General features: G+C 66.6%; 19 protein-coding genes. 14 read left to right on the plus strand and 5 right to left on the minus strand.

What is annotated here, in order from left to right; all coding sequences use genetic code 11:
* Positions 1–79: 79 nt before the first annotated feature.
* On the minus strand, positions 80–796 hold the full coding sequence (locus tag AC5RVY_RS12560) for an SIMPL domain-containing protein (RefSeq protein ID WP_493955027.1): 717 nt from the start codon (positions 794–796) through the stop codon (positions 80–82).
* A gap of 2 nt (positions 797–798) precedes the next feature.
* Complete coding sequence (locus AC5RVY_RS12565; protein WP_493955028.1) at positions 799–1,302, minus strand: hypothetical protein; 504 nt, start codon at positions 1,300–1,302, stop codon at positions 799–801.
* A 209-nt stretch (positions 1,303–1,511) separates the two neighbouring features.
* Between AC5RVY_RS12565 and pheS the strand changes: the two genes are divergently transcribed.
* Both pheS and pheT read left to right on the plus strand, forming a co-directional pair.
* Complete coding sequence (gene pheS / locus AC5RVY_RS12570) at positions 1,512–2,573, plus strand: phenylalanine--tRNA ligase subunit alpha (RefSeq protein ID WP_493955029.1); 1,062 nt, start codon at positions 1,512–1,514, stop codon at positions 2,571–2,573.
* A gap of 2 nt (positions 2,574–2,575) precedes the next feature.
* Entirely contained in the window at positions 2,576–5,119 is a 2,544-nt protein-coding gene (gene pheT / locus AC5RVY_RS12575) for a phenylalanine--tRNA ligase subunit beta (RefSeq protein WP_493955030.1), read from the plus strand.
* A 107-nt stretch (positions 5,120–5,226) separates the two neighbouring features.
* Here pheT and AC5RVY_RS12580 read toward each other — a convergent pair whose 3' ends face one another.
* On the minus strand, positions 5,227–6,192 hold the full coding sequence (locus AC5RVY_RS12580) for a quinone oxidoreductase family protein (protein WP_493955031.1): 966 nt from the start codon (positions 6,190–6,192) through the stop codon (positions 5,227–5,229).
* A 143-nt stretch (positions 6,193–6,335) separates the two neighbouring features.
* Here AC5RVY_RS12580 and argC point away from each other — a divergent pair, with 143 nt between their 5' ends.
* The 9 genes from argC to AC5RVY_RS12625 all read left to right on the plus strand — a co-directional run bounded on the left by argC (position 6,336) and on the right by AC5RVY_RS12625 (position 15,939).
* The gene (argC, locus tag AC5RVY_RS12585) at positions 6,336–7,367 is read left to right on the plus strand and encodes an N-acetyl-gamma-glutamyl-phosphate reductase (protein ID WP_493955032.1); all 1,032 of its coding nucleotides are present in this window, start codon (positions 6,336–6,338) and stop codon (positions 7,365–7,367) included.
* The gene (gene argJ / locus AC5RVY_RS12590) at positions 7,364–8,530 is read left to right on the plus strand and encodes a bifunctional glutamate N-acetyltransferase/amino-acid acetyltransferase ArgJ (RefSeq protein WP_493955033.1); all 1,167 of its coding nucleotides are present in this window, start codon (positions 7,364–7,366) and stop codon (positions 8,528–8,530) included. The genes argC and argJ overlap by 4 nt, the downstream gene beginning before the upstream one ends.
* A gap of 42 nt (positions 8,531–8,572) precedes the next feature.
* Entirely contained in the window at positions 8,573–9,532 is a 960-nt protein-coding gene (argB, locus tag AC5RVY_RS12595; protein ID WP_493955034.1) for an acetylglutamate kinase, read from the plus strand.
* Complete coding sequence (locus AC5RVY_RS12600; protein ID WP_493955035.1) at positions 9,529–10,782, plus strand: acetylornithine transaminase; 1,254 nt, start codon at positions 9,529–9,531, stop codon at positions 10,780–10,782. Before argB ends, AC5RVY_RS12600 begins: the two co-directional genes overlap by 4 nt.
* On the plus strand, positions 10,779–11,789 hold the full coding sequence (gene argF / locus AC5RVY_RS12605) for an ornithine carbamoyltransferase (RefSeq protein WP_493955036.1): 1,011 nt from the start codon (positions 10,779–10,781) through the stop codon (positions 11,787–11,789). The genes AC5RVY_RS12600 and argF overlap by 4 nt, the downstream gene beginning before the upstream one ends.
* A complete protein-coding gene (locus tag AC5RVY_RS12610) occupies positions 11,789–12,319 on the plus strand; it encodes an arginine repressor (RefSeq protein ID WP_493955037.1) in 531 nt (176 codons plus the stop codon). Before argF ends, AC5RVY_RS12610 begins: the two co-directional genes overlap by 1 nt.
* Before the next feature lie 44 nt (positions 12,320–12,363).
* On the plus strand, positions 12,364–13,569 hold the full coding sequence (locus AC5RVY_RS12615) for an argininosuccinate synthase (protein WP_493955038.1): 1,206 nt from the start codon (positions 12,364–12,366) through the stop codon (positions 13,567–13,569).
* A 5-nt stretch (positions 13,570–13,574) separates the two neighbouring features.
* Positions 13,575–15,002, plus strand: coding sequence for an argininosuccinate lyase (argH, locus tag AC5RVY_RS12620; protein ID WP_493955039.1), 1,428 nt, complete (start codon positions 13,575–13,577; stop codon positions 15,000–15,002).
* Positions 15,003–15,177: 175 nt separating this feature from the next.
* Positions 15,178–15,939: a maleylpyruvate isomerase family mycothiol-dependent enzyme gene (locus AC5RVY_RS12625; protein WP_493955040.1), complete on the plus strand. Its 762-nt coding sequence runs from the start codon at positions 15,178–15,180 to the stop codon at positions 15,937–15,939.
* Positions 15,940–16,023: 84 nt separating this feature from the next.
* Here the strand turns inward: AC5RVY_RS12625 and AC5RVY_RS12630 are convergent, their stop codons facing one another.
* Both AC5RVY_RS12630 and AC5RVY_RS12635 read right to left on the minus strand, forming a co-directional pair.
* Positions 16,024–16,518 carry a methylated-DNA--[protein]-cysteine S-methyltransferase gene (locus tag AC5RVY_RS12630; protein ID WP_493955041.1) on the minus strand — a complete coding sequence of 165 codons (495 nt, stop codon included), beginning with the start codon at positions 16,516–16,518 and terminating at the stop codon, positions 16,024–16,026.
* Positions 16,515–18,047: an AlkA N-terminal domain-containing protein gene (locus AC5RVY_RS12635; protein ID WP_493955042.1), complete on the minus strand. Its 1,533-nt coding sequence runs from the start codon at positions 18,045–18,047 to the stop codon at positions 16,515–16,517. The genes AC5RVY_RS12630 and AC5RVY_RS12635 overlap by 4 nt, the downstream gene beginning before the upstream one ends.
* A gap of 114 nt (positions 18,048–18,161) precedes the next feature.
* Between AC5RVY_RS12635 and AC5RVY_RS12640 the strand changes: the two genes are divergently transcribed.
* The 3 genes from AC5RVY_RS12640 (at position 18,162) to tyrS (ending at position 22,497) form a co-directional block, all read left to right on the plus strand.
* Positions 18,162–18,824 (plus strand): DNA-3-methyladenine glycosylase, encoded by a 663-nt coding sequence (locus tag AC5RVY_RS12640; RefSeq protein WP_493955043.1) that lies wholly within the window; start codon positions 18,162–18,164, stop codon positions 18,822–18,824.
* A 51-nt stretch (positions 18,825–18,875) separates the two neighbouring features.
* On the plus strand, positions 18,876–21,104 hold the full coding sequence (locus AC5RVY_RS12645) for a HelD family protein (RefSeq protein ID WP_493955044.1): 2,229 nt from the start codon (positions 18,876–18,878) through the stop codon (positions 21,102–21,104).
* A 79-nt stretch (positions 21,105–21,183) separates the two neighbouring features.
* Positions 21,184–22,497, plus strand: a complete 1,314-nt coding sequence (tyrS, locus tag AC5RVY_RS12650; RefSeq protein ID WP_493955045.1) for a tyrosine--tRNA ligase — start codon at positions 21,184–21,186, stop codon at positions 22,495–22,497.
* Positions 22,498–22,905 lie beyond the last annotated feature (408 nt).

Raw genomic sequence — 22,905 nt, forward strand, 5'->3', positions numbered from 1 at the left:
TCGAATATACGTTCGAACTTAAGTCAAGCCTTCAGAACGGCTCTAGGAGGATCCACCCTGCCTTATCCCACCGAAAGGTTCAGGCCTCCAGCTCCCACACCACCCTGATAGTGGCGCTCACCGCAGTTTCCCCCGCCTCCACGGCGAAGGCTTCCACCGATGCAACACGCTGCAGTGGTGAGAGCGGCACCGGGGCCTGGGGCGCCGCGGTGTCCGTAATCGACAGCACCCGGCCAAGCCGGGCGGAGGCGAGGCGGGCAAACTGCTGTGCCGAACGGAGTGCGTCCAGCCAGGCCGCTTCCCGCGCCCGTGCCCGCACCTCGGCGTCGTCCGCAAACGTCAGGTCAATGCCGTTGAGGCGGACGTCGTTCCCGCCCGCCTCCACTGCGTCGGACACCGCAGCTGCGGCCGAACCGGGCATCAGTAACCTGACGGCGATGGTGCTTGCCGCGACGTACCCGGTGACGGACTGGCCTTCGCCCTCCCGCCACACGACGTCAGCCCGGACTGTCAGGCCCGTGGTCCTGATGTCCGCGGCGGCAACCCCGTGCCTGCGGAAACCTGCGGCCACAGCCTCTGCGCGGCTGCCCGCGCGGGACCAGGCTGCGTCCACGGAATCGGCGCGGCATTCCACACCGATGGACACCACCATCAGGTCAGGGGCAGCGTGGGCGGTGCCGGTTCCGGCGACGCTGACCGTGCCGGCGTCAGCTTCGCCGTCGGACTGATGGCCTGCCCGCCCCAGGGCGTTGCCCGGCTCATCATGGTTGCTGCCGGTAGCTTCTTCAGCAGTCATGGTTACGCCCCCATATCGGCATGGTTGGTCGTCCCCGGCCGGCCGCGTCGGGGACGGGGCGGGGTGCCCTGGGCAGGGTAGCCGCCGGCCACAAGGCCCGCATGCCGTTCGAAAATGTTCCGTGTCCCCGGATTGCCGCTGCGCAGCAGGGACCAGCCGGCAGCGAGGAAGTAGAGCGGGAGGAAGGGGATGCCCAGGCACCAGGCGTACTGGGAACAATGCCTTTCCTCGTGTTGCAGCAGCTCCGGCGAGGACAACAGGTCCTTAACGGCGCAGCGGCACAGGACGACGTTCCCCAGCGTGAATGCGCCGGCAAAAGGCAGTCGCCACCGGTAGCCGCCGGCGAGGATCAGTCCCCGCGGGCCCCTGCTGAGCTCCGTCGTCGCGGCGGCCGCCACGGCAAGGCCCAGGCCGGTGCTGCCATTGACGGCATTTGCAGCCAGCCGCAGGGCCTGCGGACCGGTCAGGGCCCGCCCCTGACCGGCAAGAGGCTCCCGTGGTGTCATGAGGACATGGTAGCCGGACCGTTCAATTAGACTGGAGGGCAGTGGCGGCCGGATAAACCGGTGTGCCCTGACCTGGTCATTGAATGAACCCATATTTGCACGTGAATGAGGGTCATTCATCCATGACCTGCCAGTGACGGACGAGCCGCCGGGAAACCGCGCAGGCTGCCCGTTCACCGGCAGCCACGACTCGTAGCTAAGAACAGTAGATGACTGAAACTTTGCCGGGCGCCGCCATCCCGAATCCCACGGATGAAGCCGCCATTACTGCCGCTGTAGACCAGGCCACCGCCGCCATTGCCGGCGCGGCCACCCTTGACGAGCTGAAGGCGGTGAGGCTCGCGCACACCGGTGAAAAGTCCCCGCTGAGCCTGGCCAACCGTGAAATCGGCAAGCTGCCCAAGGACCAGAAGGCCATCGCCGGAAAGCTCATGGGCGCTTCCCGCGGCCGGGTCAACAAGGCGCTCGCGGACCGCGCGGCAGAGTTGGAAGCCGAAAACGACGCCCGGATCCTCCTCGAAGAGACTGTTGACGTCACCGCCGCCCCCCGCCGTCGGCGTGCCGGCGCCCGGCATCCCCTGTCCACCCTGCAGGACCGCGTTGCGGACATCTTCGTGGGCATGGGCTGGGAAATCGCCGAGGGGCCCGAGGTCGAATCGGAGTGGTTCAACTTCGATGCCCTGAACTTCAAGCCGGACCACCCGGCACGCGAAATGCAGGACACCTTCTTTGTGGAGCCGCCCGAAGCGCACCTGCTGATGCGCACCCACACGTCCCCCGTGCAGGTCCGCTCCATGCTGGAACGCGAGCTGCCCATCTACGTGCTGTGCCCGGGCAAGGTGTTCCGCACCGACGAGCTTGACGCCACGCACACGCCGGTGTTCCACCAGTTCGAGGGCCTGGCGATCGACAAGAAGCTCAGCATGGCGGACCTGCGCGGCACCCTGGAGCACTTCGCGCGGCAGATGTTCGGCGACGAGGCCCAGATCCGGTTGCGTCCGAACTACTTCCCGTTCACCGAGCCCTCCGCCGAGCTGGACATCTTCCACCCGGGTGCCAAGGGCGGGCCGCGCTGGATCGAGTGGGGCGGCTGCGGCATGGTCAACCCCAACGTGCTGCGCGCCGCTGGCATCGACCCGGACGTCTATTCAGGTTTTGCCTTCGGCATGGGCATCGAGCGGACCCTGATGTTCCGCAACGAAGTCGGCGACATGCGCGACATGATCGAAGGCGATGTACGTTTCAGCGAGCACTTCGGGATGGAGATCTAACAGTGCGTATCCCAATTTCCTGGCTGCGTGAATTCGCGGAGGTACCGGCCGGAGCAACGGCCGAAGACGTGATGGCCGAACTGGTCAAGGTGGGCTTTGAAGAAGAAGACGTCCACCGTCCCACGGACACCCTGAAGGGTCCCATCGTGGTGGGCCAGGTCCTGAGCCTGGTCAAGGAACCGCAGACCAACGGCAAAACCATCAACTGGTGCCAGGTCCGGGTTGTCCCCGAAGGACAGGAGCAGACACTCACCGGCAAGGGCATCGACCCCTCCGGTGTGCAGGGCATCATCTGCGGTGCCCACAACTTCGTGGAGGGGGACAAGGTAGTGGTCACGCTGCCGGGCGCGGTGCTGCCGGGCGATTTCCACATCTCCGCGCGCAAGACCTACGGCCACCTCTCCGCCGGCATGATCGCCTCGGTCCGTGAACTGGGCATCGGCGAGGACCACGACGGCATCCTGGTTCTGTCCCGCATCGGGCTGGACCCGGAAATCGGTACCGACGCCATGGAGCTTCTCGGCCTGTACGACGAAGCCGCCGAAATCAACGTCACCCCGGACCGGGGCTACGCCTTCTCGATCCGTGGCGTGGCGCGCGAGTATGCGCATGCCACCGGGACCACCTTCACCGATCCCGCGTCCCGCGTTACCGCCCCGATGGAACTTTCGGGCGGCTACGGCGTCAAGCTCAACGACGACGCTCCCATTTATGGCAAGCCCGGCTGCGACCGGTTCGTGGCCCGGACGGTCCGCGGCGTGGACGCCACCAGGCCCACGCCGCCGTGGATGACGTCCAGGCTCCGGCTGGCCGGCATCCGTTCCATCTCCCTCCCGGTGGATATTTCCAACTACGTGATGCTGGAACTTGGCCAGCCGACGCACTGCTACGACCTGGACAAGCTGTCCGGAGATATCGTGGTGCGCCGCGCCGCACAAGGTGAGAAGATCACCACCCTGGATGACAAGGAGCGCAGCCTCGATCCCGAGGACCTGCTGATCACCGACGCTTCCGGCGCCATCGGCATTGCCGGTGTGATGGGCGGGGCTGCCACCGAGGTGGGGGACACGACGTCGAACATCCTGGTGGAGGCAGCGCACTTTGACGAAGTGTCCATCTCCCGCTCACGCCGCCGGCACAAGCTGCCCTCCGAAGCGTCCAAGCGCTTCGAACGCGGGGTTGACTGGCAGGTGGCCGGCACCGCCGCGCAGCGCGTGGTGGATCTCCTCGTGGAGCTTGCGGGCGGCACGGCAGACGAGGCAGGAACCGACGTCGGAACCGCACCGGACTCCGTCACGATCGATCTCCCCGCGAAGTTCGCTGCCGCGCGGATCGGCATCGACTTCACCGACGAGCAGATTGCCACCTCCCTCGAGGACCTCGGCGCGGCTGTGGTGAAGAACGACGACGGCTGGAGCGTCACTGCCCCCAGCTGGCGCCACGACCTGGAGACCAAGGAGGACCTCTCCGAGGAGATCGCCCGCCTCGTCGGGTACGACAAGATTCCCGCGACCCTTCCGGTGGCGCCTCCCGGCCGCGGCCTCACGCGCGTGCAGCAGCAGCGCCGCAGGCTGATCCAAGCCCTGGCCGATGCCGGGCTCACCGAGGTCCTGTCCTACCCGTTCGTGTCTAAGGCCGCGAACGATACCTTCGGAGTGGCCGAACAGGGTGCCGGCCGGACTGCGGTCAAGCTGGCAAACCCGATCAGCGAGGAGCAGGGCTTCCTGCGCACCTCCATCCTGCCGGGGCTCATCGAGGTGGCCAAGCGAAACCACTCGCGCGGCTTCCGGGACCTCGGACTCTTCGAATCCGGCCTGGTGTTCCTCCCTGCTGACACGATGGGCACCGGCTCCATCCCGCCGCTGGGAGCCAAGCCCTCCGATGAGGTACTGGATGCACTGTACGACGGCGTCCCCGCCCAGCCGTTCCATGTCGCCGCAGTCCTCACGGGCCATGATTCCCCGGCGGCCGCCGCGCATTCGCCGCGCGCCTGGGACTGGGCTGACGCCCTGGACATCGCACGCCTGGCCGGCGACGTCCTGGGCGTGGAGTTGGTGGTGAGCCAGGGCAGCCACCAGGCATTCCACCCCGGCCGTGCCGCCCGGCTCTCCCTGCGCACGGGTGAACTGGTGGGCTATGCCGGCGAACTGCACCCCAAGCTGCTGGCCGCTTCCGATATGCCGGCCCGCTCCGTGGCCCTGGAGATCAACGCCGACGCACTGTTCGACGCTGCTCCCGACGTCATCGTGGCGCGCCATATCTCGACGTTCCCGGTGGCCACCCAGGACGTGTCGCTGGTGGTCCCGGCCGAGGTCCCGGCCGACGACGTACTGGCCGCACTCCGCGAAGGTGCCGGTGAACTCCTGGAGGACGTTGCACTCTTCGACGTCTACTCCGGCAAGGGGATCGGGGAAGGCAAAAAATCCCTGGCCTTCGGACTCCGCTTCCGTGCAGACGACCGCACCCTGACGGCGGACGAGGCATCGGCAGCGCGCGAAAGCGCAGTGGCCCTGGCAGCCGAGCGTTTCGGGGCAGTGCAGCGGTAGCCTGGAACCTACGCGGTACCGACTGAAAAGTCCCCGCAGCCCGGATCAATTCATCCTGGCTGCGGGGACTTTCCGCTTTCTGGCTGTGCTCGGGGACATCCCCCGTCCTAGGGAACCAGGATCACCTTGCCGGTGGTGCGGCGCCCTTCCAGGTCGCGGTGCGCCTGGGCGGCCTGGGACAGGGGGTAGCGGGCGCCGATCCGGACTTTCAGACTTCCATTGGCTGCGGCCGCGAAGATTTCGTCCGAGCGCCAGCGCCGTTCTGCGGCGTCCCGCACGTAGTGCCCGATGGTGGGCCTGGTCAGGAACAGCGATCCGCCCACCCGCAGCTGCTGCGGATCCATCGGCGGTACCGGACCGGAGGCTGCGCCGAAGAGCACCAGCATTCCCCGGACGCGCAGTGCGGCGAGGGAGCCGTCAAAAGTGTCCTTACCTACGCCGTCGTACACCACATCGGCACCGGTACCGCCGGTGATGTCCCTGACCCGGTCGGCGAAGCCGCCGTACCGCAGCACAAGGTCGGCGCCGGCATCGCGGGCCAGCTGTTCCTTTTCGTCGGTGGAGACGGTGGTGATGACTTCCGCGCCGCGGGCCTTCAGCAGCTGGATCAGGAGGAGCCCCACACCGCCGGCGCCCGCGTGCAGCAGGACGGTGTGCCCCGGTTCCACCTTGAAGGTCGAGTTCATCAGGAAGTGCGCCGTCATGCCCTGCAAGGGGAGGGCCGCCGCGGTGAAATCATCCAGGCCTGCCGGCACGGGCAGGGCGGCGTCCTCATCCACCAGCGCATAGTCCGCATAGCAGTTGATGCCTTCCGCCGTGGCTATCCTGTCGCCGACGGAGAACCCCGTGACTCCTTCGCCGAGTTCTTCCACCGTCCCGGCGGCTTCTGAGCCGGGGGTGAACGGGAACGGGATTTCGTAGGTGCCGCTGCGCTTGTAGGTGTCGATGAAGTTGACCCCCGCTGCTGCCACCTTGACCAGCAACTGGCCCGGACCCGGCACCGGCCGGTCCACATCCGCATACTCCAGGACTTCCGGGCCGCCTTGCCGGCGTGCGACGATTGCATGCGTCATGGCTCTCCTTCCCCGGGCCCGGCCTTTCCAGCCCCGGCTGCCGGAACCATCCTATGGACTGCTGACGCAAAATCGACGTGACCGGAACATCCGACTGCATAAATATCGGGGCTAATGAATAGTTTTACTGTAGGGTGGTAACCATGACTATTTCTGTTGCAGTCTCAGGCGCCAGCGGCTACGCCGGCGGTGAGGTACTCCGCCTCCTTGCGGGCCATCCGGATGTGACCATCGGAGCAATCACAGCGCACAGCAATGCCGGTTCACGCCTGGGCGAGCTGCAGCCCCACCTGCACGGATTGGCCAGCCGCATCCTGGAGGACACCACGGTGGAGAACCTCTCCGGCCACGACGTCGTCTTCCTCGCCCTGCCGCACGGCGCCTCCGCCGAAATCGCCGCCCAGCTTCCGGAAGGCACAGTGGTCATCGATGCCGGGGCCGACCACCGGCTGGAAGATCCTGCGGCGTGGGAGAAGTTCTACGGCTCCGCCCATGCGGGCACCTGGCCTTACGGTCTGCCCGAACTTCCGGGCCAGCGCGAAGCGCTCAAGGGTGCCAGCCGCATTGCCGTGCCGGGCTGCTATCCGACGTCGGCCCTGCTGGCCCTGACGCCGGGGTTCGCTGCCCACCTCCTCCAGCCCGACGACGTCGTGATCGTTTCCGCCTCCGGCACCTCGGGCGCGGGCAAGGCAGCGAAAGTAAACCTGATCGGTTCAGAAGTGATGGGCTCCATGAGCCCCTACGGCGTGGGCGGCGGGCACCGGCACACCCCCGAGATCGAACAGGGCTTGTCCAACGCCGCAGGCGAGCAGGTGACGGTCTCTTTCACGCCGACCCTTGCGCCCATGAGCCGGGGGATCCTCACCACGGCCACCGCCAAGGTCAAGCCCGGCATTAGTGCTGAGCAGCTGCGCCAGGCGTGGACCGACGCGTACGACGACGAACCGTTTGTCCATGTCCTGCCGGAGGGCCAGTGGCCTGCCACCAAGGCGGTCCAGGGGTCCAACCACGCAGCCATGCAGCTTGCGTTCGATGCGCATACCGGCCGGGTGATCGTTACCTGCGTCATCGACAACCTCACCAAGGGGACTGCCGGCGGCGCGGTCCAGTCCATGAACATCGCACTCGGCCTGGCGGAGACCGCCGGCCTTAACCTGCAGGGAGTCGCCCCGTGACCGTTACCGCACCCCTTGGCTTCCGCGCCGCCGGCGTCACCGCCGGACTGAAAGTGTCCGGCAAGCCGGACCTTGCCCTGGTGGTCAATGACGGCCCCAGCAAGGCCGCTGCCGCCGTCTTCACCAGCAACCGCGTGGCTGCGGCCCCGGTCCACTGGTCCCGCCAGGTGGTCTCTGACGGCCGGGTGGATGCCGTCATCCTCAACTCAGGCGGCGCCAATGCCTGCACCGGGCCTACCGGCTTCCAGAACACCCACAGCACTGCCGAAAAAGTGGCCGAAGTACTGGGCGTTTCGGCCACGGACGTTTTTGTCTGCTCCACCGGACTGATCGGCGAGCAGCTGCCTATGGACAAGATCCTTCCCGGTGTTGAGGCCGCCGCCGCGGCCCTCAGCAACGACGGCGGACCCGACGCGGCCAATGCGATCATGACCACCGACTCCGTTCCGAAGGCGGCGCTGTTCATCGGCACCGACGCGGGCGGGCAGGAATTCAGCATCGGCGGCATCGCCAAGGGCGCCGGGATGCTCGCACCCGGGCTGGCCACCATGCTGGTGGTCCTCACCACGGATGCCACCGTGGAGCCGGAGATGCTCGACGTCGTTCTCCGTGATGCCACGCGCGTCACCTTTGACCGTGCTGACTCTGATGGCTGCATGTCCACCAACGACACTGTGGTGTTGCTGGCGTCGGGCGCCTCAGGAGCCGTGCCGTCCGCGGCGGACTTTGGCGCCGGCCTCACCCAGGTGTGCGCCGAGCTCGCCCGCAAACTGATCGCCGACGCCGAGGGTGCCAGCCACGACATCGCCATCCGTACTTTCAACGCTGCCAGCGAAGCCGATGCCGAAACTGTCAGCCGGTCCGTGGCCCGGTCCAACCTCTTCAAAGCCGCCATATTCGGTAAGGATCCCAACTGGGGCCGGGTGCTTTCAGCCGTGGGCACCACCGACGCCGTCTTCGAGCCGGACCAGCTCAACGTGGCCATGAACGGAATCCAGATCTGCCGCAACGGCAGCATTGGCGAAGACCGGGCCCTCGTGGACCTGGAGCCGCGTGAAGTCCTGGTGGAAATCGACCTGCAGGCCGGCGACGCCGAGGCCACCATCTGGACCAACGACCTCACCCACGACTACGTGCACGAGAACAGCGCCTACTCCAGCTAGGATCCCCGGGCCCCGGCAGGAACCCTTGCGGAAAGTGACAGCATGAACACCCAGACGCGTGAAACCACCAGCATGTCTGATGCCCAGGACAAGGCAGCAACCCTGATCGAAGCCCTGCCCTGGATCCAGCGGTTCGCCGGCACCATCATGGTGGTCAAGTACGGCGGCAACGCCATGGTCAACGACGATCTTCGCCGGGCCTTTGCCGAGGACATCGTGTTCCTCCACCACGTGGGCATCCACCCGGTGGTTGTCCACGGCGGCGGGCCCCAGATCAACTCGATGCTGGGCCGGCTGGGCATTGAGTCCGAGTTCAAGGGCGGGCTTCGCGTCACCACACCCGAGGCGATGGACGTGGTCCGGATGGTCCTCACCGGCCAGGTGGGGCGCGAACTGGTGGGACTGATCAATTCCCACGGCCCCTATGCCGTGGGCATGTCCGGCGAAGACGGCGGACTGCTCCGCGCTGTCCGGACAGGGACTGTGGTGGACGGCGAAGAAGTGGACCTCGGGCTGGTAGGCGAGGTAGTCGGCGTCGACCCGGCAGGCATTGTGGACATCCTTGAGGCCGGCCGCATCCCGGTGATCTCCACCGTTGCCCCGGAGATCGTGGACGGCGGAGACGGCGTGGCCGGCACTGCCCGCTTCCAGCCCACCGGCCAGGTCCTCAACGTCAATGCTGATACCGCGGCGGCCGCCGTGGCGTCGGCGCTGGGCGCCTCCAAGCTGGTCATCCTGACCGACGTCGAGGGCCTCTACGCCAACTGGCCGGACAAGTCCTCTCTGATCTCCTCACTCACCGCCTCGGAGCTCCGGGACATGCTGCCCAGGCTCGAATCCGGAATGATCCCCAAAATGGCAGCCTGCCTCAAGGCCATAGATGAGGGAGTGGAACGTGCGCATATTGTGGACGGGCGCCTGCCCCACTCCATGCTTCTTGAGACATTTACGACGGCGGGAATAGGTACTCAAGTCGTCCCGGACGAGGAGATCAACGGATGAACACGATGGAAAAGTCCCCGGTGACCGAGCTTGTGGAGACGACCGGCCACGCTGGCTCGGAGTGGCTGGCCCGCTACTCCACTTCGCTGATGGGCGTGTTCGGCACACCGCAGCGCGTCCTGGTGCGCGGCGCCGGCTGCCTTGTCTGGGACGCAGACGGCAAGGAGTACCTGGACCTGCTCGGCGGGATCGCCGTTAACGCGCTGGGCCACGCCAACCCGTTCGTCACCTCGGTCATCTCCAGCCAGCTTTCCACGCTGGGCCACGTGTCCAATTTCTTCACGAGCCCCACGCAGATCGCACTGGCGGAGAAGCTCCTGGCCCTCAGCAATGCCCCGGCCGGATCGAAGGTTTTCTTCACCAACTCGGGAACCGAGGCCAACGAGGCCGCCTTCAAGCTGGCCCGCCGCAACACGGGCGGCGGGGAGACCAAGCGGACCAAAATCATCGCCCTCGAAGGTGCCTTCCACGGCCGGACGATGGGCGCCTTGGCGCTGACGGCAAAAGAGGCCTACCGGGCGCCGTTCGAGCCGCTGCCCGGCGGAGTGGTGCACATCCCGTTCGGGGATGTCGAGGCACTGAAGGCCGCCGTGGATGAAACCGTGGCCGCCGTTTTCCTGGAACCCATCCAGGGCGAGGCAGGGGTACGTCCCCTGCCCCCGGGATATCTCCGGGCTGCCCGGGAGCTGACTGCCCGGGCCGGTGTGCTCCTGATCCTGGATGAGGTGCAGACCGGCATTGGCCGGACCGGTAAGTGGCTGGCGAGCGAGGATGCCGGGATCATGCCGGACGCCGTGACCTTGGCCAAGGGCCTGGGCGGTGGATTCCCGATCGGTGCGCTGATCACCTTCGGCGGTGAAACGTCGTCGTTGTTGACCGCGGGCCAGCACGGCACCACCTTCGGCGGTAACCCGGTGGCAACCGCCGCCGCCCTGGCCACCCTGCATGCCATCGAAAGCCAGGACGTGCTCGCCAACGCGGCAGCGGTGGGGGAGCACCTGCGCTCCGCATTGGTAGCCATCCCCGGCGTCACCGATGTCCGGGGAGAAGGCCTGCTCATCGGCTTTGACCTGGACGCGGACGTGGCCCCGGCGGTGGTGCAGGCAGGCCTGGACGCCGGCTTCATCGTCAACAGCCCCGGGCCCCGAACCATCCGCCTGGCGCCGCCGCTGATCCTCACCGCAGCACAGGCAGATTCCTTCCTCGCCGCTTTCCCGGCAATCCTCCAAGCAGCTAAGGACACCCAGTGACGTCAGCCACCGGCACCACCCGGCACTTCCTCAAGGACACGGACCTCAGCCCGGCCGAGCAGGCCGAAGTCCTGGACCTCGCCCTCCGCATGAAGGCGGACCCGTACAGTGTCCAGCCCTTCGCCGCCGGAGGCAGCGGACGCAAGACCGTTGCCGTCATCTTCGACAAGACCTCCACCCGGACCCGAGTGTCCTTTGCCACCGGAATTGCGGACATGGGCGGCAACGCCCTGATCATCAATCCGGGCGAGGCGCAGATCGGCCACAAGGAATCCGTTGAGGACACCGCCAGGGTGCTGGAGCGGATGGTGTCCACCATCGTCTGGCGGACCGGTCCGCACGCCGGCCTGGTGGCCATGGCGGAAAACTCCAGGGTGCCGGTCATCAACGCCCTCTGCGACGATTACCACCCCTGCCAGCTGCTCGCCGACCTGCTGGCCGTGAAGGAGCACAAGGGCGAACTCAAGGGCCTCACCATGAGCTACCTGGGGGACGCCGCCAACAACATGGCAAACTCCTACCTGCTGGCCGGCGTCACGGCCGGCATGCACGTCCGCATTGCAGGTCCCGACGGCTACCTTCCGGCCGCGGAGATCGTCGCGGCGGCGAATGAGCGTGCTGCTGAAACCGGCGGGTCCGTGCTCATTACCTCCGACGCCAAGGAAGCCCTGAAGGGAGCCGACGTCGTGGCCACGGACACCTGGGTGTCCATGGGCCAGGAAGCCGAAAAGGAAGCCCGGCTGCAGCTGTTCCGTGACTACTCCGTGGATTCGGACGCCATGGCACTCGCCGCGGAAGACGCCGTCGTCCTTCACTGCCTGCCCGCCTACCGAGGCTACGAAATCTCGGCCGACGTCATCGACGGGCCGCAGTCCATCGTGTGGGACGAAGCCGAAAACCGTCTTCACGCCCAAAAAGCCTTGATGGCCTGGCTGATGCACCGCTCCGGCCTCGCGTTCGTCGAGGGCCTTTCTCCCGTTGAAGGCACCGGGGAGAGCACGTTCTAGTGTCAGCCCAACCGGCGTCGCCGGGCTCCAGCCCGGCGACCAAAACCGCCAGGCAGGCGCGCATCGCCGCCATCCTGACGGGTGAATCAGTGCGGTCCCAGGCCGAACTGGCCGCCCTTCTGGCGGACGACGGCGTCCAGGTCACCCAGGCCACGCTGTCCCGCGACCTGGTGGAACTCGGCGCAGTCCGGGTCCGCGGCAAGGAAGGGGTACTGGTGTACGCCGTCCCCGGCGAAGGGGGAGAACGGGCCGCCAAGAGCGGGGTCAGCCAGGAAATCCTGGACGCCCGGCTGGCCCGGCTGTGCAGCGAACTCCTGGTCACCGCGGAAGCCTCGGCGAACATCGCCGTGCTCCGCACCCCGCCGGGGGCAGCGAACTTCCTGGCCCTTGCCATTGACCACTCGGTGATGCCGTCCATCCTGGGGACCATCGCCGGGGACGATACCGTGCTGCTGGTTTCCCGCGACCCGAACGGCGGCCAGGACCTCGCCGTCCGGTTCCTGCAACTGGCTGAAGAAGCCGGGCAATAAGCTTGAAGACAACAACCAACAATCCCCAATAAGGAGCATTTGTCGTGACTGAACGTATTGTTCTGGCCTACTCCGGTGGCCTTGATACTTCCGTAGCCATCGGCTGGATCGGTGAAGCCACCGGCGCCGAGGTCATCGCCGTGGCTGTCGACGTCGGACAGGGCGGCGAGTCCCTGGAAACCATCCGCCAGCGTGCCCTGGGCTGCGGCGCCGTCGAAGCCTACGTGGCCGACGCCTCGGACGAGTTCGCCAACGAATACGCCATGCCCACACTGAAGGCCAACGCCCTCTACCAGGGCCACTACCCGCTGGTGTCCGCCATCTCACGCCCGGTCATCGTCAAGCACCTGGTCAAGGCAGCCCGCGAATTCGGCGCCACCACTGTGGCCCACGGCTGCACGGGCAAGGGCAACGACCAGGTCCGCTTTGAAGTCGGCATCCAGACCCTCGGGCCGGACCTGAAGTGCATCGCGCCCGTCCGCGACCTCGCCCTCACCCGCGACAAGGCCATCGCCTTCGCCGAGGAAAAAGGCCTCCCCATCGAGACCACCAAAAAGAACCCGTACTCGATCGACCAGAACGTCTGGGGCCGCGCCGTGGAAACCGGCTACCTTGAGGACATCTGGAACGCCCCCACCAAGGACATCTACGACTACACCGCCACCCCGGAGTTCCCGCCGGCACCCGACGAGGTCACCATCTCCTTCGAAGCGGGTATCCCGGTAGCCATCGACGGCGTGAAGGTCACCCCGCTGCAGGCCATCAAGGAACTCAACCGCCGCGCCGGCGCCCAGGGCGTAGGCCGGATCGACGTCGTCGAGGACCGCCTGGTGGGCATCAAGTCCCGCGAAATCTACGAAGCTCCGGGTGCCATGGCGCTGATCACCGCCCACAAGCACCTTGAGGACATCACCATCGAGCGCGAGCAGGCCCGCTTCAAGGCCACCGTTGGCCAGCGCTGGGCCGAGCTGGTCTACGACGGTCAGTGGTTCTCGCCGCTCAAGCGCTCCCTGGACGCCTTCATCGAGGACACCCAGAAGTACGTCTCCGGCGACATCCGCATGGTGCTCCACGGTGGCCAGGCCATCGTCAACGGCCGCCGCTCCGACACCTCCCTCTACGACTTCGACCTCGCCACGTACGACACCGGCGACACGTTCGATCAGTCCATGGCCCGCGGCTTCATCGAGCTCTGGGGCATGTCCGCCAAGGTGGCCTCCGGCCGCGACATCCGGGTCGCGGGAAAGTAGCCCGCGTGGCTGAGCCCAAGACAGAAGCTACTAACGCAGGCGCGCTGTGGGGCGGCCGGTTCGCCGGCGGCCCCGCCGATGCCCTGGCAGCGTTGAGCAAGTCCACGCACTTCGACTGGCGGCTGGCCCGCTACGACATCGCCGGTTCCAAGGCACACGCCCGCGTGCTGCACAAAGCCGGCCTGCTGGACGACGCCGAGCTCGACGGCATGCTCGACGCCCTCACCCGCCTGGATGAGGACGTTGCCTCCGGCGCCTACCTGCCCGCGGAATCCGACGAGGACGTGCACGGCTCACTGGAGCGTGGCCTGATCGAGCGTGCCGGACCCCAGCTGGGCGGCAAGCTCCGCGCTGGCCGTTCCCGCAACGACCAGGTGGCCACGCTGGGCCGCATGTTCCTGCGCGACCATGCCCGGATCATCGCCCGCGGCGTGCTGGCCACCGTGGACGCGCTGGTTGAACAGGCCAAGGCCCACCAGGGCGTGGCCATGCCGGGCCGGACCCACCTGCAGCACGCCCAGCCGGTTTTGCTCAGCCACCACCTGCTGGCCCACGCCTGGGCACTGCTGCGCGACGTGCAGCGGCTCCAGGACTGGGACAAGCGCGCCGGCGTCTCGCCCTACGGGTCAGGGGCCCTGGCAGGCTCCTCCCTGGGACTGGATCCCGAAGCGGTGGCCGCGGACCTCGGGTTCTACTCGGCCTCCCACAACTCGATCGACGGCACCGCCTCCCGCGATGTCTTCGCCGAGTTTGCCTGGGTCTGCTCGATGATCGGTGTGGACCTCTCCCGGATCTCGGAGGAAGTCATCCTGTGGGCCACCAAGGAATTCTCCTTTGTGACGCTGCACGATTCCTACTCAACGGGATCCTCCATCATGCCGCAGAAGAAAAACCCTGATGTGGCGGAGCTGGCCCGCGGCAAGGCGGGCCGGCTGATCGGCAACCTCACGGGGCTCCTGGCCACGCTCAAGGGCCTGCCGCTGGCGTACAACCGCGACCTGCAGGAGGACAAGGAACCGGTATTCGACGCCGCGGACACCCTGGAGCTGCTGCTCCCGGCTGTGTCCGGAATGATCGCCACCTTGACCTTCAACAGGGAACGGATGGAGTCGCTGGCACCGCAGGGCTTCGCGCTGGCCACCGACATCGCCGAATGGCTGGTCCGCCAGGGCGTCCCGTTTCGCGAGGCGCACGAGCTGTCCGGCGCGGCCGTCAAGCAGGCGGAGTCCCGCGGCGTGGAGCTGTGGGACCTGACGGATGCGGAATACGCCGCCATCTCGGAGCACCTCACGCCGGAGGTCCGCACGGTCCTGTCCACGGAGGGGTCGCTTAACAGCCGCAACTCGCAGGGCGGAACGGCACCGGCCGCCGTCGAACGCCAGCTGGTTGCGCTGGAAGCCGAGCTCGCCGGCGTGCGGGAGTACGCGCAGTAACTGAGGGTTTCGCTCCCCACCCGCCCCCTGACCCCCAAGCTCGGGCAGGGGCGGGTGGGGAGCGGCCCACCCACCGCTGGTTGAGCCTGTCGAAACCTCGCCGTTTAGGCTGGTCCCATGAGCATTCGACACCGCTTCGGCCCGGACGGTGTTCTTCCCGGCTAGGATGAGCGCCATGACAGCTCCCGCACCCGACGTCCTGCTTGCCGGAATCCACCAGGCGGCCGACGCCGTTGCCTCCGATGCTGCCAAGCTCGGCGATGAGGACATCAAGGCCCCCTCTGCGCTTCCCGGCTGGACCCGCGGCCATGTCCTGGCGCACCTGACCGGGATCTCCAACGCCATGGCCCGGCAGTTGGAGTACGCGGCGCACGGCGGGACCATAGAGCTGTACGACGGCGGCATGGACGGGCGGAACAGGGCCATCGGGATGGCCGCCGGCCACGATGCCGCCACCCACCGTGCCGAGCTCACGGCAGCCCTGGACCGGGTGCTGCGGACCTTCGACGTATTGCCCGGCGTCAAGGATTCTTCGGCAAACCGCACCGGCTGGTACGCACCCATCAGTTACCGCGGGGGAGTGGTCGTGGATGGCGGCCTCGCCTTGTGGCGGGAACTCGTCATCCACAACGCCGACCTGTTGACCGGCCGGGGACCGGAAACCTGGAGCCGGTTGTTCTGCGAGCACCTGTTTGACTTCCTCGCAGCCCGCGTACAGCCGGAGGACAAACTGGTGCTGCAGCCACTCGGCCTTCCCCCGGTGAGCATCGGCAGCGGCAACCGTTCCATCGTGATCAGCGGAATGATCACGGACATCGCCGCCTGGTTGGCCGGCCGCGAACCCACACTGGGCAGCCTGCGCGCGTCCGCAGCCGCTGACGGCGTGGACCTGCCGGTCCTGTTGCCGTGGCCCGCGGGAACTCCGGCGCCAAAATAGAAGGGCCGGTCTATGGTTGCTCTATCACTATTGGTCCCCAAAACCCTGGTTTAGGGACCAAAAGTGATAGGGCAACCGGGACAATCAGGCAGCTTCGCGGGCCAGCAGGCTCTGCTTGATGGGCAGCCCCCAGCGGAAGCCGCCCAGTGAGCCGTCGGTCCGGATGACCCGGTGGCAGGGAACGAACAGGGCGGCTGCATTAAAGGCGCAGGCGCTGGCCGCGGCCCGGACGGCTTTGGGATTGCCGGTTAGCCCGGCGTACTCGCTGTAGGTGACCGGAGAGCCCGGCTGGACCAGCCGCAGGACGTCCCAGGCGTGGGTACGGAACGGCCCCGACTTCTGCAGCACAGGCACACGCATTGCCGGCCCGGGATCTCCCCCGTAGAACGCCTCCACGGCTGCGGAGATGGTGCCGAGGTCCGTCACCAGCTCAAAAGTCGCCGGCCGCAGGGACGGATGGATCTGCCCGGTCACGTCGCCGGGCTTGTCGGTCCACCCGCTCGAAAGGACAACGCCGTCCTGCGCGAGGATGGTGAACGGTCCGTCCGGAGTGGACATCTGGAGCAACTGGGCCTTCATCGTTTCGCTTTCTCTGCTGTTCCGGTGCCCGCACCGGCACGCGTCGTTGTACCGCTGCGGCGGGCCGCCGGGGGCTGGGCTGCTGCCCGCCACAAATGCATCGTGGCGTACGAGCGCCATGGACTGACCTCGCGGAATTCTGGGCTGGAGGTACCGCCCTGTGGCTCCGGATCCCCCTGCCCGCCAAGCGCCCTGACCCCGTTCCGCACCGCCGCGTCATTGGCCAGGAACACATCCGGGGCCCCGAGGACCCGCATGGCGAGGTAGCCCACCGTCCATGGTCCCACCCCTGGCAGCGGCAGCAGCTTCGCGCTTAGGCTGGCCAGGTCATCGCCGTAGCCGAAGTCCAACCTGCCTTCAGCCAGTGCGGAGGCGGCGGCGCGGAGGGCCTCTGCGCGCCTCCTCGGCCCCCGAAGGAGGGCGTAGCCGTCGGCCGCGATCTCGGCCGGTGTGGGAAACATGCGGTCCAGGCCTTCGCCGGGGCTTTGGCTGGGACGTCCGACGGCGGCGAGCCGGGTGAGTGCCGTGCGCGCCGCGGCCACGGTGATCTGCTGTCCGATCATGGCCCGGACCAGCATTTCGGCAGGGTCCAGGGCTCCGGGCATCCGGATTCCCGGAGCTGCGGCTACCGAAGCAGCCAGGCGGCGGTCGGCGGCCAAGGCGCTGTCGATCGCCACCGGGTCTGCATCCAGATCGAACAGCCGCCGGACGCGGCTCAGCAGTGCCGGCAGGTCCCGCAGGTCCACCGCGCCGATGGTGAGGGTGAGCGGCCGTCCCGGGGCGCCGGCGTCGTACTCAATCCGAAAGCGCGCGTCGCCCTGCGGGAGCCGCAGGGTCCGCGCGTAGGAGGTTGCCGTGCCTGCCTCGATGCCGGGGATGGCACGTACGGCCAGGAAGGTGAAGATGCCGGAGTGGAAAGGCTCGCGGTAGGGGAGGCTGAGGGTCAGGGCAGTGGAGCCACCGGCAGCTTTTGGGTGCCGCGCGGCACGAATGGCGGTGGGCGTCAGGTCGAAGACCTCCACCATGGTGTCGTTGAACTGCCGCACACTGCTGAAACCGGCCGCAAAAGCCACGTCGGCGAGCTTCATGGACGTGGAGACAAGCAGGGTGCGGGCCGTCTGTGCCCGGCCGGCGCGGGCGAGCGACAGGGGACCGGCGCCAAGTTCCTGGCTGAGGATGCGGTTCAGCTGCCGCGAGGAATAGCCAAGGCGGGCGGCCAGTCCGTCAACGCCGTCCCGGTTCACCACGCCGTCGTTGATCAGGCGCATGGCACGCCCGGCTACGTCCTGGCGGACATTCCAGGCGGGGGTACCGGGAACCGCCTCGGGAAGGCAGCGCTTGCAGGCCCGGTAGCCGGCGTCGTGGGCTGCTGCGGAGGTCTCGTAGAAGGTGACATTCGCGACTTTGGGTGTCCTCGCCGGACAGGACGGGCGGCAGTAGATGCCCGTGGTCCGGACGGCAGTGAAGAACTGCCCGTCAAACCGCGGGTCACGGGCATCAATTGCCCGGTAACGCTGCCAGAAGTCCATTCCTCCATCCTGCCAGCAGGGCCGGACAGGAGCTAGCGGGAATCGGACATGGCCGTGGTGCCTGTTTTGTTCGTTGTTCCGGGCATTGCATCAGGTTTTGGATAGAGTCTGGCCATGAGCAGAAGTCCTTCGTCCGACGGCGAGCGGTTGCGGGAATTCCTGTCCGGCGATGCCCGCGAGCTGGCCCCGATGCTGCTGGCCGCTGTCCTAAGCCACGATTCCAGGGAAGGGCGGGTATCCGTCCGTCTCACAGAGGTGGAGGCGTATCTGGGCCCGGAGGATTCCCTGCATCCCGATCCCGGTTCACATACCTACCGCGGTCCCACCCCGCGGAATGCACCAATGTTTGGCCCGGCCGGGCACCTGTACGTCTACTTCACCTATGGGATGCACCACTGCACCAACATTGTGTGCGGGCGGGAGGGGGTGGCCTCCGCCCTGCTGCTGCGCGCGGGGGAGATTGTGGAAGGGGTTGAGCTTGCCCGGCACCGCCGAACCACCTCGAAAAGTCCTGCCGACCTGGCCAGCGGACCTGCCCGGCTCGCCAAGGCCCTGGGCCTGACCACCGCCTACACCGGCCGTGACGCGCTGGCGCCCCCGTTCGGGCTCACGCTCCCGGAGCGTCCGGTTGACCACGTCAGCTCAGGGCCGCGGGTGGGGGTCTCGGGCGCCGGCGGTTCGGAGGAGTATGCCTGGAGGTTCTGGATCAGCGGCGATCCCACGGTTTCCAAGTACAAGCCGGCGAAACCCAGGCCGGACAGGTTTCGCCAGCAGTAACGGAAATGGTTGTAGAATGGACGGTCTGTCTTTTGCGATAGGGGAACGTTAATGCTCGACGCCGATTTGGCCCACGAACGGGACTATGTTGCCGGCCTGTATGCCCGGCTGGAGGAGCTCCGCGAGGAAAAGCGCAAGCAGCTTGCGCAGGTCCGGCGGGCAGGGGCTGTGGGCACCATGCAGAACGTTTCCGAGCGTGACGCTTTCGCGGCTTTGTATGAAGACCGCCTTGCGCAGCTGGATGCTGTGGATGACCGGCTGGTTTTTGGCCGCCTGGACCTGGACTCCGGTGAAGCGCAGTACATCGGCCGCATCGGCCTCACCACCGAGGACCTGCAGCGCCTCATGGTGGACTGGCGCGCGCCCGAAGCCGGCCACTTCTACCAGGCCACCGCCTTTGACCGGCAGGGTGTCCGCCGGCGCCGCCACCTGATCCTGCAGGGCCGCGAAGTCAAAGCCATCGAGGATGATGTCCTGGACGCCGATATGCTGACCGACGACGAGTCCCTGCAGGGTGAAGGCGCACTGCTCGCGGCCCTGAACTCAAAGCGCACCGGCCGGATGTCGGACATCGTCAGCACCATCCAGTCAGAGCAGGACCGTATCATCCGGTCCTCCATCTCCGGCGCCGTCGTGGTGCAGGGCGGACCCGGCACGGGCAAAACCGCAGTTGCACTGCACCGCGCCGCCTACCTGCTGTACACCCACCGCGACCGCCTGAAGTCCGCCGGCGTGCTGCTGGTGGGCCCGTCGTCGTCGTTCATGAAGTACATCGAAAGGGTGTTGCCCTCGCTGGGCGAGACCGGCGTAGTGATGGCCAGCCTGGGCCGCCTCATGCCCGGCATCCATGCCATTCCTGAGCCTGATGCCGATGTCGCCGCGATCAAAGGCCGCCTGGACATGGCAACAGTGGTGGCCAACGCCGTGGCCAACCGCCAGCGCATTCCTGCGGAGAACCGGATCCTGGAAGTGGACGGCCGCAAGCTGGTGCTGACGCCGCGCCAGGTCCGCCGCGCCCGCGAACGTGCCCGCTCCACAGGCAAGCCCCACAACGAGGCCCGCGTGACGTTCGTGAAGATCCTGCTGCGCGAACTGACCGAACAGATGACCGATCTGGTGGAAGCCGGCAACATCGGCAACAACGCAGACCGCTCCTACCTGGCTGAGGACGTCCGTACCGCCCGTGACGTGCGGATTGCCCTCAACCTGTGCTGGATGCCCATGACGCCCGAGAAGCTGATCTCGGAGCTGTTCAGCAAGCCGGCGGTGCTCGAATTCTGTACCCCGGATATGAGCCCGGCTGAGCGGGCACTGCTGCTGCGCCCGGCCGACGCCCCTTGGACAGAGTCCGACGTCCCGTTGCTGGATGAGGCCGCAGAGCTGCTGGGCGAGCTGGACCCTGCAGCCGGCCGGGGGCTGGCGCAGCAGGAGCACGACCGCGCCCGCGATCTCGCCAACGCCAAGCAGACGCTGGTCAACATGGAGGCCGCCGGCGTGGACCCCCTGATGTCCGCGGAGGAACTGGCCGAGCAGAACCAGGAACAGGAAGCCCGGCTCACGGCTGCCGAGCGCGCTACGAGCGACCGCACCTGGGCTTTTGGCCACATTGTGGTTGACGAGGCGCAGGAGCTTTCGCCCATGCAGTGGCGCCTGCTGGTCCGCCGGTGCCCGCTGAAGTCTTTCACCATTGTGGGGGATATTGCGCAGACAAGTTCCGTGGCCGGCGCGAATTCGTGGCAGGGCGCGCTCGCTCCGATGTTCGGGGACCGCTGGCAGCTGGAGGAGCTGACCGTCAACTACCGCACGCCATCCCAGATCGCTGAGGCTGCTGTGCGGATGGCCAACGCCGCCGGGCTGGTAGTTTCCGCGCCCAAGGCCGTGCGGGAAGGGCGATGGTCACCCATCATCGACGAAGTGGAGGCCGGCCAGGTGGTCAGCCGTCTGCTGGAGGTGCTGCCGGAAGAACTGGAAGCGCTCGACGGCGGCCTGCTGGCCGTCATCGCCGACGGTCACCTTTTGCCGGAGGCAACGGCGGCCCTGCGCGCCGCCTATGGCCGGCGCGTCGGCACCGGCGCCGGCAGCTATGAGCAGGACATCGTGGTGATCAGCCCGCGGGAAGCCAAAGGCCTGGAGTTCGACGGCGTGGTGGTGCTGGAACCCGCCACGATGCTGAACCACGAGCACGGCAAGGTGGGGGACCTGTACGTTGCCATGACCCGCGCCACCCAGCGGCTGCGGCTCATAGCGGCCCAGCCTGTGCCGGCCGGCATCAAGCGCTGACTGTTTCCTGTTCCGTCCTGCCGGCGCCGGTGCCTTTCGCCCGGCGCCGGCTCCCGGTAATGCTGCTAACTTAGAAGGCGTGCCGGAAATCAACAGTCTCGAATCGCAACAGAACGACCCCACTTTTGCCAACATCTGGCAGGAACTGAAGTGGCGTGGACTGGTCCACGTCTCCACCGATGAAGCAGAGCTGGAAAAGCTCCTCGCCGGTGGGCCGGTCACGTACTATTGCGGCTTCGATCCCACCGCACCTAGCCTCCACTTGGGCAACCTGGTCCAGCTGCTCGTGATGCGGCGGCTGCAGCTGGCAGGCCACAAGCCCCTCGGGCTGGTGGGTGGTTCCACTGGCCTGATCGGCGACCCCCGGCCCACCGCTGAGCGCACGCTGAACACCAAGGACACGGTGGCCGAATGGGTGGGCTACCTCCAGGCGCAGGTCAGCCGGTTCCTCAGCTTCGAGGGCGACAATGCCGCCCGAATGGTAAACAACCTCGACTGGACCGCCCCGCTGAGCGCCATCGACTTCCTGCGTGAAGTGGGAAAGCACTTCCGCGTGGGCACCATGCTGCGCAAGGACGCGGTGGCTTCGCGGCTGAACTCTGACGAGGGGATCAGCTACACCGAGTTCAGCTACCAGATCCTCCAGGGGATGGACTACCTCCAGCTGTACCGCGACTACGGCTGCGCGCTGCAGACCGGCGGCTCGGACCAGTGGGGCAACCTCACCAGCGGAACCGAACTGATCCGCAAGGTGGAGGGCAAGAGTGTCCACGCCCTGGGAACCCCCTTGATCACCAACTCGGACGGCACCAAGTTCGGCAAGAGTGAGGGCAACGCCATCTGGCTCGACGCCGGCATGTGCAGCCCGTACGCCTTCTACCAGTTCTGGCTCAACACTGCAGATGCTGACGTTGTGGACCGGCTGAAGGTGTTCACCTTCCTCACCCGGGCCGAGATCGAGGAAATTTCAATCGCAGTGGCCGAGCGCCCCTTCGCGCGTGAAGGCCAGCGCAAGCTTGCCTTCGAAGTCACCTCCCTGGTGCATGGCGTGGAGGCCACCGAAAAGGTCATCGCCGCTTCGGCTGCGCTCTTCGGCAACGGCGATCTGGCCGCGCTGGACAAATCCACGCTGCAGGCCGCTACCTCCGAACTGCCCTCCACCACGGTCCAGGTGGACGCACTGGGAATCGTTGACCTGCTGGTTGCCTCCGGCCTCTCCGAAAGCAAGTCCGCGGCCCGACGCACTGTCGGGGAGGGCGGCGCCTACGTGAACAACGAAAAGGTGCTGGATCCGGAAGCAGTGATTTCTGAGTCAGAGCTCCTTCATGGCCAATACCTGCTCCTGCGCAGGGGCAAGAAGAACCTCGCCACGGTGGAAGTCCTGGTTCCTTAACCCATAGAGACACACTTTGCACGCTCCTCCGCAGGCGATTTGCACGCCCGCGGAGGGGCGTGTATTGTTTTCTGAGTCGTCACCGCCGAGTGGCGGCAAACCCCCAACAAATAAGAAGCAATTCTTGGCCGCGCAAAGCGCGGATTGAAGAAAATGCTTCGTTTTTTGCTGGGCGGATTCCTTCCACTGAGTGAATTCCGGGTAAAGAACCGGATTTGCAAAGTGAAAATGGATGAAATAAGATTGAAACATCGCAGCGAAGAAATACGGAATGCGAATTCAGTAAATGAATTGTTCCGGGAATATTCGAATGTGTCTGTTGTTTGAGAACTCAATAGTGTGCCAAGTTTGTTGATACCGATTTTTTATAAAAATTGGTTGAATTTGCTGTGCCGCCACCCCGTGGTT

Source organism: Arthrobacter sp. Ha26 (genome assembly GCF_059091705.1).